This window comes from Acinetobacter sp. TYF_19 (assembly GCF_043105125.1).
Taxonomy (GTDB): Bacteria; Pseudomonadota; Gammaproteobacteria; order Pseudomonadales; family Moraxellaceae; genus Acinetobacter; species Acinetobacter johnsonii.
Genome location: NZ_JBICLH010000072.1, coordinates 1 through 12,677 on the forward strand (window position 1 = coordinate 1; position 12,677 = coordinate 12,677).

Annotated in this window: 12 protein-coding genes and 4 tRNA genes; all 16 read right to left on the minus strand. The window is 43.8% G+C overall.

The features are described 5' to 3' along the window. Positions 1–144: 144 nt before the first annotated feature. The 16 genes from ACF8FD_RS10400 to hemC all read right to left on the minus strand — a co-directional run bounded on the left by ACF8FD_RS10400 (position 145) and on the right by hemC (position 12,643). Positions 145–219 (minus strand) — tRNA-Thr (locus ACF8FD_RS10400). 17 nt (positions 220–236) lie between these two features. Further along, positions 237–312: transfer RNA gene (locus tag ACF8FD_RS10405), tRNA-Gly, on the minus strand. A 41-nt stretch (positions 313–353) separates the two neighbouring features. Then, positions 354–437 (minus strand) — tRNA-Tyr (locus ACF8FD_RS10410). 54 nt (positions 438–491) lie between these two features. After that, positions 492–567: transfer RNA gene (locus ACF8FD_RS10415), tRNA-Thr, on the minus strand. 98 nt (positions 568–665) lie between these two features. Continuing rightward, positions 666–2,159: an anthranilate synthase component I gene (gene trpE / locus ACF8FD_RS10420; protein ID WP_062033221.1), complete on the minus strand. Its 1,494-nt coding sequence runs from the start codon at positions 2,157–2,159 to the stop codon at positions 666–668. Positions 2,160–2,270: 111 nt separating this feature from the next. Further along, entirely contained in the window at positions 2,271–2,939 is a 669-nt protein-coding gene (gene gph / locus ACF8FD_RS10425) for a phosphoglycolate phosphatase (protein WP_114392529.1), read from the minus strand. 84 nt (positions 2,940–3,023) lie between these two features. Then, positions 3,024–3,767, minus strand: a complete 744-nt coding sequence (locus tag ACF8FD_RS10430; RefSeq protein ID WP_114392530.1) for an FHA domain-containing protein — start codon at positions 3,765–3,767, stop codon at positions 3,024–3,026. A gap of 86 nt (positions 3,768–3,853) precedes the next feature. Then, positions 3,854–6,211, minus strand: a complete 2,358-nt coding sequence (gene gspD, locus ACF8FD_RS10435) for a type II secretion system secretin GspD (protein ID WP_114392533.1) — start codon at positions 6,209–6,211, stop codon at positions 3,854–3,856. Between the two features lie 39 nt (positions 6,212–6,250). After that, on the minus strand, positions 6,251–7,075 hold the full coding sequence (locus ACF8FD_RS10440) for a type II secretion system protein N (RefSeq protein ID WP_039890327.1): 825 nt from the start codon (positions 7,073–7,075) through the stop codon (positions 6,251–6,253). Continuing rightward, positions 7,075–7,785: a type II secretion system protein N gene (gene gspN / locus ACF8FD_RS10445; protein WP_392453374.1), complete on the minus strand. Its 711-nt coding sequence runs from the start codon at positions 7,783–7,785 to the stop codon at positions 7,075–7,077. The genes ACF8FD_RS10440 and gspN overlap by 1 nt, the downstream gene beginning before the upstream one ends. 197 nt (positions 7,786–7,982) lie before the next feature. Continuing rightward, on the minus strand, positions 7,983–8,306 hold the full coding sequence (locus ACF8FD_RS10450; protein ID WP_004692786.1) for an H-NS family nucleoid-associated regulatory protein: 324 nt from the start codon (positions 8,304–8,306) through the stop codon (positions 7,983–7,985). A 151-nt stretch (positions 8,307–8,457) separates the two neighbouring features. Then, positions 8,458–8,886, minus strand: coding sequence for a thioesterase family protein (locus ACF8FD_RS10455; protein WP_010325723.1), 429 nt, complete (start codon positions 8,884–8,886; stop codon positions 8,458–8,460). 7 nt (positions 8,887–8,893) lie between these two features. Next, positions 8,894–10,087: a heme biosynthesis protein HemY gene (locus tag ACF8FD_RS10460; RefSeq protein WP_234304164.1), complete on the minus strand. Its 1,194-nt coding sequence runs from the start codon at positions 10,085–10,087 to the stop codon at positions 8,894–8,896. Positions 10,088–10,091: 4 nt separating this feature from the next. Next, a complete protein-coding gene (locus ACF8FD_RS10465) occupies positions 10,092–10,934 on the minus strand; it encodes a hypothetical protein (RefSeq protein ID WP_234304165.1) in 843 nt (280 codons plus the stop codon). After that, positions 10,931–11,710 carry a uroporphyrinogen-III synthase gene (locus ACF8FD_RS10470; RefSeq protein ID WP_234304166.1) on the minus strand — a complete coding sequence of 260 codons (780 nt, stop codon included), beginning with the start codon at positions 11,708–11,710 and terminating at the stop codon, positions 10,931–10,933. The genes ACF8FD_RS10465 and ACF8FD_RS10470 overlap by 4 nt, the downstream gene beginning before the upstream one ends. Before the next feature lie 12 nt (positions 11,711–11,722). Then, the gene (hemC, locus tag ACF8FD_RS10475) at positions 11,723–12,643 is read right to left on the minus strand and encodes a hydroxymethylbilane synthase (protein ID WP_234304167.1); all 921 of its coding nucleotides are present in this window, start codon (positions 12,641–12,643) and stop codon (positions 11,723–11,725) included. Positions 12,644–12,677 lie beyond the last annotated feature (34 nt).

Genomic DNA, 12,677 nt, shown 5'->3' on the forward strand with positions numbered 1-12,677 from the left:
TCATCTTCCTCGTTTACGTCGAACACAGGTATAAACAACTCAGTATCGACACATCGCCTAAAAAATCAAACACCAAATACTTGAAAAGCAGACTAATAAGCCTGCTTCTTTAAAAATTTGTAGAAATTCTACTAAACTGTAATCTGGAGCTCTTATCGAGATTTGAACTCGAGACCTCTCCCTTACCAAGGGAGTGCTCTACCACTGAGCTATAAGAGCAAATATAAAACTTCAAATGGAGCGGGAGACGAGGGTCGAACTCGCGACATGTAGCTTGGAAGGCTACCGCTCTACCAACTGAGCTACTCCCGCACGATGTTGGTACAAAGACCACTTTCTTAAAGTCTTAAAATTGGTGGTGAGGGAAGGATTCGAACCTTCGAAACTTTCGTAGCGGAGTTACAGTCCGCCCCCTTTGACCGCTCGGGAACCTCACCATTTTACACTTACTTCAGTGTCGCTCTTTACTTAACCTACTCAACTTTCTAAGATGGTGCCGGCACACGGATTCGAACTGTGGACCTACTGATTACAAGTCAGTTGCTCTACCAACTGAGCTATGCCGGCGTTTCTTAGTGTTTCGTACGTTTCGTATCGGAACGGTGTGCAGTTTAGCAAAACTCAAAATCCTTGCAAGTGTTTTTTTCAAAAAAAACGTCAAAAACTCACAAAATCAATCCGTTTGACGATAATTCAACCGCTTTGATCACTGCGCGAGCTTTTATTTGGGTTTCATTCCACTCAGATTCAGGATTTGAGTCATAAACAAGCCCCGCTCCTGCCTGAACATACACCTTATTTTCACGAATAACGCAGGTACGAATTGCAATCGACATGTCCATTTCGCCATGCCAGCCTAAATAACCAACAGCACCACCAAAAATTCCACGTTTTACGGGCTCAACTTGATCAATAATTTCCATCGCACGGATTTTTGGCGCACCTGAAAGTGTACCTGCAGGGAAAGTTGCTTTAAAAACATCCAAGGCATCTACATCATCACGAACTTCGCCTTGCACATTGGAAACAATATGCATGACATGCGAATAACGTTCGATCACCATTTGATCAGTCACTTGCACTTTGCCAATTTTCGAGACACGACCGACATCATTTCGCCCCAAGTCAATCAGCATTAAATGTTCAGCAATCTCTTTTTCATCCGACAGCAAGTCTTGTTCAAGCGCTAAATCCTCCTCTTTAGTTTTACCACGTGGACGCGTTCCTGCCAGCGGACGTACGGTTGCAATCCCATTTTCAAGGCGAGATAAAATTTCAGGGGAAGAACCGACAATATGAAAAGGCTGATTATTTTCCAAAGTTTGCCCCTGTACCAAGAACAAATAAGGCGATGGATTCAAATGACGTAGCGCGCGATAGACTTGTAAAGGTTCACCATCAAAGTCAGAGACCATACGATGCCCTGGCACCACCTGCATCACATCACCCGCACGAATATACTCTTTCACCGTTTCAATCGATTCTAAGAATTTGGCTTTGCCCGTGAGTGACTCAAAATGCGGTGCAGTATGCGGCGTGGCTTTTAGACTAATTGGCGTTGCGAGTAAATCTTCCAATGCATCCAGTTGCTGCTGGGCTTGGCTATACGCATCCGCGTCAACCACATCGGCATGCACGATCAGGAATAGCGTATCTTTTAAGTTATCAAACACAATCACTGTTTTAGACAGCATCATCCAAATATCAGGCAAACCCACTGGATCTGCTTCTGGCGCATTGTTTAAACGCGGTTCAATATAACGTACCGCATCATAACCAAAGTAGCCCACCAAGCCCCCTGTAAAGCTTGGCAGAGCAGGTAAATCAGCTTGAGTAGGTACTTTATACCGCGACTGAAAATCTCGGATGAATTGGAACGGATCTGTACAGGGTTGCTTTTCTATAGTGCCGTCGGCTTGTTGAATGGTCAGCTCACCCGCGTTGCATGAGAACACGGTAGATTCACCTAAACCAATAATAGAATAGCGCGCCCAGTTCTCCCCACCTTCCACAGATTCAAACAAATAGGCTTGCTTATGCTCTTTCAGGCGAGCAAAGACCGACAATGGTGTCTCAGTATCGGCTAAGCGCTGACGATAGACAGGAATCAGGTTATAACCCGCTGTTTTGAGTTGATCGAATTGAGTTTGCGTTGTCATGAGTGTTCTCTATTTTTTCAATATGGCGTGATCAGTTTTTAAAATTAGTGGTTTGAGTTTCGCCATCGAAAAGCCATATGTTTACTCATGTTCATTCCTTCGTTTACAAAGTTACCCAATCAGTTCACACAGATTATCCACCACTTGCTGTGGCTGACAGTCTAAAATACTTTCACCATGATTATAGCCATAGCTGACCACAACACAATCAATACCCGCACGACGTGCAGCCTCAACATCATTGGATGAGTCCCCAATCATTAAGACCTGATCTTTGCTTTGTGCATATTGCTCAACACAATGTAACAATTGGCGCGGATGAGGTTTGCGCTCTTCAAAACGATCGCCGCCGATGACATCAGCAAAATAATGGGTCATACCTAAATGATCGACAATAGCACGCGCAGGCGCTTCAGGTTTATTGGTCACGCAAATCATGGTTTTCTTTTGTGCCAAGCCCCATTCTAAAAACTCAAGAATGCCATCGAAAGGCTGAGTTTCCACACATGGGTCGGCATTATAAATTTTTAAAAACGTATCCAACAATTGTTGTTGCTGGGCAGGATCAACTTTACCCGTTAAATGCTGCAAGGTACTTTGACAAAACAGCGCAGTTCCCTTACCCACCCAGACCCGCACCTGCGCTTCAGTAACAGTAGGCAGCTGCAAAGCATTCAGGCTCATATTCATGGCACGATGCAAATCTGTTGCTGAATCCACCAAGGTTCCATCTAGATCGAAAAGTAAAACCTCTCGCTGTGCCACATTTGCAATATTCATTCACCCTCACCCATTTTTATCGTGTACCGCCCAAAACAATCAAGGCATGCTTGTGCATGCCTTGATTGTAGTGTGATCTGCGTTTTATTTGAACATCAGCCAAGCAATAATCGCTAAAATAATCAAGACAATAATCGAGATTAACCCCAGCGAGGCATTTTTCTGAGTTTCAGCCTCTTGTTCAACCTGTACTTTTGGAGCCTCGTTGTTCTCAACCTGAGGCACGCTAGGCGCAGTCAAATCCACCCCTGCAGGAATAGGAGCGGGTTTCGGAATACCGACATTTTGCGGCATACCATCACGCGTTAAACTCACATTACCATCACGTTCTTTTAGCTCAGGTATGCCCTGATCGTTCATATGCTGTGCTGCCGTTTTCGGCTGTTCTGGCTCAACAACAGGTGCATCAGCACTCACTTCCGCTTGGGCCGTTTCTGAAGCAGCTACTGCTTCAGATGGCTGGCTAATCGGCGCTTCAACCACAGCTGCGCCCAAAGTTGCCGCCGCTACCGATTCCACCACATCTTCTAACGCCTTAGCAGGCTCAAAGACCGAAAACTTTAAGCTTGCAAACTGGACGATATCACCCTGCTTCAACAACGTTTCTGCCGCAATTTGCACATTATTCACATATGTGCCATTTGAAGAACCCAAGTCTTGTAGCCACAAAGCATGTTCTTTCAGTAAAAAAGCCGCATGTTTACGCGAAATTTCAGATTGTTGTAATAAAATATCCGCTGTTTGATGACGACCGACCAACATATCACGGTCAATGCTAATTTCCTGACCAGTTAATTCGCCAGTAATTGCTTGTATTTTCCAAGTCATGACTTATCTCTCTATGTGCTGATTTATGATAACACAGAGAATATTCTTTACCATTTCATCCCCCTTACAGATGAATGGCAGGACAGCTAGGCTGAACCTATCGAGATATTCTCAGTATATCGCTCAGGGATGGAGTAGCTTGTCGATACCGCCTGTGCCATGTGTGCCACTCGACCACCTTGAACATTTTCCATTAGGTTCAAGCCAATATAAGGGTGACCCGTTGGGTATAACTGACGCGAGGTGGTATTTTTAGGAACATTAGCAATCGGCTGTTTACGAATCGCAGGTTCAATGGCCACAGGCGTTGTTTCAACCATCGGCTGCGTTGAGGTTGGACTGCTTGGCACCTGTTGATACGATTGTGGCAAGGTCGGTTTGGTTGATGTCACAGGCAAGCGCTGTTGGAAGACATCATCGACATTTTCAGGCAACTTGGCAAAGCTACCATCTTTATCCATGGCCAACTGCAAACTATAAAGCTGACTGTAGCGCTGCTGAGAAAGGCGACGTGCAGACTCCCCATCCCCCACAATCGTCGGATGAATGAAAACCAGCAAATTGCGTTTCTGATCTGACTTACCATCTGAGCGGAACAAACGTCCCAATCCCGGTATTGCACCAAGACCTGGAATCGATTGGCGTGAATAAGACGTATTATCCGAAATCAAGCCGCCTAAAACGATGGTATTGCCATGTTCCGCCAAGACTGAAGTTTTAATCGCACGCTTACTGGTGACCAAATCCTGCGCTTCACCTTTATTGGTTTTGACATCCGATACTTCTTGTTCAATCTCTAAGCGAATGGTTCCACCTTCACCAATATGCGGCACCACCTTAAGCGTTACACCCACATCTTTACGCTCGATGGTGGTGTAGGGGTTAGCTGTACCTGAAGAAGTGGTAGAAACTGAGCCTGTTACAAACGGCACATTTTCACCCACGACGATATAGGCTTCTTCATTGTCCATGGTGACAATCGATGGTGTAGACAGCAAATTCGACTTGGTATTACTTTTTAATGCTTGGATCATCGCGCCATATAACTGACGTGAGCCATCACTGCCTTCTTTATAATCCCCAAGAATTAACGAACCACCCGCGCCAATTGCACTTGCAGCCCCCGCACCGCCACCCGTTAAATAGTTTGCAGCAATACTTTTGAGACTCGAACCAATATTGTCAAAATTGATAATCCCAACACCACTACTTAAATCACCCATCGCCCATTGCACGCCCAGTTGGTCGGCATCGTTACCTTCCACCTCGAGAATAGTCGCTTCGATCAGGACTTGTTGACGGCGGGTATCCAACTGCTGAATAGCGGACTCAATTTCACGCATCAACTGAGGGTCTGCTTTGACCACCAGTGCATTTTGCGAACTATCGGCAATAATACTGACCCCATTACTGTTAAAGCTGGTGATGTTGTTCTGATTGCGATTGGACTGGCTGTTTAAGTTAATACTTGGCGTGGAAATCTGTGAAGATGAACCTTCACTCGAACTATTATTTTGGTTATAGCTGGAATTGCTATTGTTATTGCTGTCGTTAGACTGGCTAGAATTAACAGCCTGCCCTGAAACCAAACCTTGTAAAATTTCGGATAAGCTTTTAGCGCTGGCATATTTTAAGCGGAACACCTTCAAACCTCCCAAACGCTCCGCAGCAGGCACATCCAGCATCTCGATCATTTGGCGAATACGTTTACGCGTCGCGGTATCTCCTTTTAGAATAATCCGATTGGTTCGATTATCTGCAAGGATCCGTATTCTGGAACCCTTTAAATCTTTGATTGAGCCCGTTCCACTCATACTTTCCAACAACCCAATCATTTCCTCAGCCTGACTCGACTGCAACGAAACCGCTTCGATGTCATTTTGTCCCGTTCCATCCAAGTTACGGATGATGGTCTCAAGCTGATAAATATTGCTGGCGCGATCAGACACAATCAGTGCATTGGTGCCATTCACCGCAGATAAATGTGCAAACTGCGGCATCAATGGACGCAGTGCAGGAATCAGGTCATTGGCATTGGTGTTTTCCAGCCAAATCACCCGCGTCACAACCTGATCGCCTGTGGCGCGGTGACGAACATCATAGGGAATGCCAGAACTTTTGACATTACTGTCAGGCACAATTTTAATGGTCCGACCAGAAGGAATCGCGACCACACCGTTGACATTCAAGACCCCTAAGAACAAGTCGTAGACTTCTTGCTTATTCAACGCTTTGTTTGAAATCACCGTGACATTGCCGCGTACCCGTGGATCAACTGCAAAGTTTTTCCCAGTGATATCCGCAACTTCATTAATAAATGCAGTTAAGTCCGCATCACGCAGATTAATTTTCCACGTTTGTGCATAGCTGGCTGTACTCACCATGGCAAGCAAAGGCGCTGCGATTGTCAGTGCCCAAACAGGGCGGTGATTCAATAAAGCCATAAATCCAAGTCATTCCTAACTAATATTGGTGATGTTCGATCACTGAAAATTCTGTTGTACCGTAATGATACGATCACCACGTTTCACTTCTATTTTTACTTGTCCTTCACGGCGCGCACGTTCTAACAACTGCGCGTCGTTTTGCCCCTGTCCGATCGTTTGACCATTTAAAGACATAATCTGATCCCCAGCCTGCAAGCCTAAACGACTTCGCAGTGCAGCTGGTGTTTGCTCCGTGACTTGATAACCTTGCCCTGTGTTATTGGTATTTACACCCAAATCTTTTAAATATTGCTCACGATCTTGTTGTAAGTTCTGTACTGCTTGGCCTAATGCTTGCTGCTCTTGACTCACAGCAGGCGCTACAACGGGTGCTGTTGCTGGGGGCACAATTTGCTGATCTAAATTATCAATCCCTTGAAAAAACAATTCTCGGGTTTGCCCACTGTTATTTTTGAGAATCGCGCGATCCCAATACACCTCTGACAAATAATAAGCGCTGCCTTCGATGTTTTCCCCCACCCGATAGCGCTCTGCTACATTATTTGCCTTAATCACAGCAGATGAGAACTGACTGGGTTGTCCAACCACCACCCCTTGTAGCTGTAAATTGAGCTGATCATCTGCGGGATTCTTACTTTGCTCTGCAAATAACGCAAAATTGGTAATATTCGGAACTTGAGGTTGCTGCGAACCCAATTCAACGCGTGGCATTTGCATAACTTGTGGTGGCGCCACCCAAAGCCAAAATAAGCCAGCCAACTTCCAGCATAGCGCCAAGATCAAAAGCATTAAGCACAGTGGTGCTATACGTTCAAACTGTTTGAGATTCAGCTCTGGTAATTTTTGCAGATCAAAACCCATCAAAAACCCCCACTAAGTAAAGGCTGACGTGAACTCACCACATAACTATCTAGGCCTGCTTTGCCTTGATATGACGGGACATTCAACATGAGACGCTGGGTTAATTGCACATCCAACATCAGACTTGGATCGATGGTCAGGTTCATCAGTTTTTGTTGTCGTTGATCGCGTAAATCGACCATCAGCTTATTTTGCTCCTGCGACAAACGACCCGCCAACGATGGAATCTGCATTTGTTGTGGGCGCTGCGCAAAGATATACATGAGTTCGCCGCCTGCCCATTGTATTCCCCCATCCACTTGGTCAAATCCCTGCTCTTTTTTATAATTAAAATCAATTTCTTGTAACTGAACCGCATTACTCGGCCATTGCCAATTGGCCAACGACTTTAACGTTTCGGGTGCAATTTGTCCGTTTAAATCACGCACCATTATTTTTTTCCCAAACCCATAGGCCAAAACGCCTTCAAGCTTGGTATTGGCACTATAAATTTCGAGATTCGTGCCTGCACGAAGGAGCAGTAAATCTAAAGGTCGGGTGGTCCAAAGCACAGTTCCACGCAATTTTCCAGTTTGCCAATCGGCCTGTCCATGCCAAATATTACCGCTGACGTTATGTAAAACTTGGTTGTTTTTATAAAATTTTGCAATAAGCCATGCCGCAGGAATTTGCAGCAAAACAAAAATTAAAAAGGCAACGACTGCAAACATCCACCACGTGATGTATTTAGGTTTTGTGATTCTCCCACCACGAACTTTCAATTATTCTTCCTTGCTTCATTTCTTGTCTTTCTTTGATAGACATTATGCATAATTTTACAACAACACCAAACTTTAACTATAAAAAAAACCAAGCACATGATGCTTGGTTTTTTGAGCTTAGGTCACATCTGTGACAAGGTGATGACTTAGATTAGAAAATCTTCAAGCTTCGCACCTTTTTCTAACTGAGCCACTAACCAACGTGGTTGCTTACCACGGCCAGTCCATGTCTCAGCAGCATTGCCTTTGTTACGGTAACGCGGTTCAACCGACTTACGTGTGCCTTTTTTACGCTTAGTCGCGCCAAACTCTAAAATTTGTTCAATGCTTAAGCCTACATTTTCCGCAATCGCGTTAATTTGGGTATAAGCATCTTCAATTGCTTGATCTTTTTTAGATGCAATTAAAGCTTCCGCTTCGATTTGTAGACGCTTTAACTCTTCTACGGACAAATTACTAATATCTGGCATTACATTAACTCCATTAACCAACATTTTATTTACTGAGTCTATTTAATAATATTTTGATTAGACCAAAGACTCAACTCATCCATGACTTAAACAACAATACTTAGACAATATTTATATAGTCTAGCGACTTTTAAAATAAATAAAAAGAGATTTATATTTGGTGACCGACGGTTAACTCAAATTCTTTGAGTTTTTGACGCACCAGTTCAGGAATTAATGTTTTCTGCATATTGGTTTTATCGACACAAACAATGACCGCTTCTGCTTCCGCAACGAATGACTGTTGCTGTTCACTCCATAATAAATAGTGCATACGAAATGCACTATTTCTGAGTTCTTCAATACGCGCACTAATTTTTAATTGGTCTGGATAAAATACGGGTTTTAAATATTTGCACTGATTTGATGCAACAACAGTCAGTACATCCGCAGATAAAATACCCGTATGTTCAATATAAGCCAAACGCGCACTTTCAACATAACGATAATACATTACATTATTAACATGACCAAAGGCATCCATATCTCCCCAAGCCACGTGTTGAGTATAAACCAATGGGTAATCTAAAACGCTCTGCATTATGCACCTATATTTTCATTTCTACAAAATTTGCATTATTTTCAAAAATTAAATTTAACTGTTTAATTAAATCTTCATCACCATTTAAAGTCGATTTGATTCTTAAATAGTTCATTAATACATTATCTGGATATAAACTTAATAACGCATCTGCCTGCTCTTGCATGCCTAAAGCAGTATAAATATGCCACTTGGCAAAACTCAAAACCGGCACACTCGTATACTTCGCTTCCCATGCTTCAATGTGTTGCTGCAAGTCCACATAATCGGGTTGCTGTTTCAAAAGTTGCTGCTGGAACCACAAATAAAATACTTCCGAATTAAACTGCTGATTGAGCAAATAAATCGACAAGTGTTCGTGCTGTTCACTCATGTCTGGCATACGTGCTAATAACTTAAGCCACAGCAGTTGAACATCATAACTGCGGCTGAAAATCTGATCAGACAAGTCCAAATAACGTTGTTTTAAATCCTCTAAATTTTCATAATTAGCTTGATCAAATTTTATCAACAAACGCTTCAGCCATGCTTTTTTCACATCTTGATCTAAATGACCATATTGAGTTGAGCGTAAATAAAGCCATGGAAACTGAATCGCAAAACGTCCCCATAGCTCTTTTAAACACGCTTCATAAGCGGTTTGCACATCTTTAAGCCAAGGTGACAGTTCATGTTGATTGAGAAACTCTAGATGAGTTAAAGCTTGTTCTGCATCTTCTTTTGCTAAAAACAGTTCAATACGTTGCAGTTCCGCCAACTCAAAAGCCATGGCATTGCTTTGGCTCAAGGCGCTTAAGGCTTCAGGGAACTGCTCCTTCATCAAATATAAACGTGCATCAATAATACTTTTGAGCAAGCCTGACTGCGCGAAGGCATTTTGAATAAAGGCTTGTTGATCTCGACCTGCATCCAATAACCAAATCACAGCCAGTTGTTCATAAGGATGCAAACTTTTAAAATCAAAAACAGTTTCCGCTTTGCGTTTTTCTCGACTGAGATAGCGTTTTAGCCCCAACCAAACCAAATGCAAGCTAAAACTAAGCAGTGCTAGCGCAATAAATACGATCCAGAGATTGGTTTGTAACTGCCAGTCATGCCAAAACACGTAGACATAACCCGCACCATGCCCATAACTCAAGACACTCAACGCAGCAATTGCAATTAAACTCACCAAACCATAAGCAATCAGTATTTGTTTCATTCCATTACCCCAACAACGCACGCGTACTTAAAATAGGCGTTGGGACAACCACCAATGTTTTCAGCTTATTCAGCTGTTTCAGCAGCTCTTTGGCTTTAGGGTCTGGAAGTTGCTGGATCAACAGCATTACTTCGGTTAAGTCTTTTTGATATTCGGTATATTGCCCTGAAGCTAAGGCTTGGCGTGCTAACAATAAGCGTAACTGGGCTTCTTTAAGCACGATTTGTCGTTGCATTAACGCTGTTGCAGGTGCTTGCGCAGGTTCGAGCCTTAACCATTGCTTCCAAAAGGATTCAGACGTATCGCGCGTGGTGTTTAACTGAAGTTGTTGTATTTCCCGACTTAAAGCCTGATCAATCTGTTGCAGCTGACGGTTAATCAGCGCTTGCTGCTCATTGCGCTCAGCCACAAATTTCTGAATGGTTTGCATATCTCGTGCTATCACCTGATGCAAACTTTGCTTCAACGCCACAGCCAAGTTATATTTTTCCAGCTGCATATCTAAAAAAGCCAACTTATCGGTGGCCACCACATACTGCTGTTGCTTTAAGGCAAACTCAACCAAGTCCAACTGTTGCTTAATAAACAAAATTGGATCAATACCCTCAACCACCAATTCGGCAGGTTGGCTACTCATCGTATTCACTGTTGCAGGGTTTTGTTTCAAAGTTTCTTTTTGACGCTGCATAGCCACGACTTGATCGTTCAAATTGGCGCTGCGCTGTTCGATTTGGTGCATTTCATTGAGCAAAGTAGCTTGCTGTGTACTCAGCCCCCACACGTCATAACTTAGCTTCGCAATCCACGCCAATGCAGCCATCAATACAATGATAAGAATCTTCTTCATGCGTTCCCTTGCTCACTTTGTAACAACTGTACAATCGTGGCTGTCTTTAAATCTTTCAGTACACTCATTTTAAATGACACATGCATTTGCTCTTGATACTGCTTCAAGATCTGTGCCAAACGCTCACCCAACACCAAAAAGTGTCCTTGTTGCAGAAGCTGAATATTTGAGTCCAGCAGAGCTAACCAATTCAGCCAACTGGCCTCACTGCTGATTAGTGTGACATAGTAATTATGTTCTGATAAACATTGAATTAGTTCAGCCTGTTGCTGCATCGTTTCATTTGGACAATGGCGCTCATACAAAACAAAGTTCAGTATAAGACGCCCGTGTTGCATTAAGGTGTCCATCATAAACTGACGCCCACCTTCTCCTCGCCAAAATGCAATACTCGCATCACTGGCCAAGTTCTGCAAAACAGGCAGTTGTAACATCCCTTCAGAGGTTTCCACCTCAGGCACCACACTGTCCAAACCATATTCAGCCAAAGCCTGCGCTGTTTTTTGTCCAACCGCAATCCATTGAATATGCCGTAAATCGGACACCGTTAAACCGCTTTGCAGCAAATGTGCCATACCAAACTGCACAGCACTAGGGCTAACCACCACAATCACTTGGGTGTACACTAACTGCTGATACAAGCGTGCCAGATCATGATCCCATGCTCTAGGCAACAACTCCAGTAACGGCAATAGATAGACCTCAACGGCCTGTTGCTCTAGTGCCATCGTGAGGCTTGCCGCGCGATCAACAGGGCGCGTATTAATAAACAGCATCGTTAAGCAATATTAGTGATAAAAGGCTTTGAGTAAATCACCTGCACCTTGAGCCAATAACTCTTGTGCAAGGACAACACCCAAATGCTCGGCTTCAGCGGCATCACCCGCCACTTGTGCTTTGAGGAGCGTTTGCCCATCGACACTCCCCACACGCCCTTCGAGCTGAATACGGTTGTCTGCTAAAGTGGCATAGCCTGCAATAGGTACCTGACATCCACCTTCAAGATAAGCATTGAAAGCACGTTCAGCGCGAACACAGGTATCGGTTTCTATATGTAATAAAGGATTGATTAAATCCAATACCGCTTGATCATTTGCACGGCACTCTAGCCCTAAAGCACCTTGGCCCACGGCAGGTAAACTCAACTCTGGGCGAATGGTATGACGGATACGTTCTGCCAAACCCAAACGTTTTAATCCCGCACTGGCCAAAATAATGGCATCGTACTGACCTGCATCCAATTTAGATAAACGTGTTCCCACGTTGCCACGTAAATCGATAATTTCTAGGTCAGGTCGTTGTTTTAAAATTTGGCATTTACGGCGTAAACTCGAGGTGCCGACCTTCGCCCCTTGTGGCAAGGCATCAAAACTCACGCAACTATTCGACACAAAAGCATCTAAAGGATCTTCACGCTCACAAATGACGGCCAGCGATAACCCCTCAGGCAAAGCCATCGGAACATCTTTCATCGAATGCACTGCCAAATCAGCACGACCATCCAACAAAGCTGCTTCAAGCTCTTTAACAAATAAACCTTTGCCACCAATTTTTGCCAATGGTGTATCTAAAATTTTGTCCCCTTGGGTAACAAAAGTCACCAACTCTACTGTGAGCCCCGCATGCAATGCTTCTAAACGAGCACGGATATGTTCAGCTTGCCAAAGAGCAAGCGGGCTTTGTCGAGTAGCGATCTTTAAGGTTTTCATAAATTTTAGTATGTGCCAATAAGAATGAAACTAT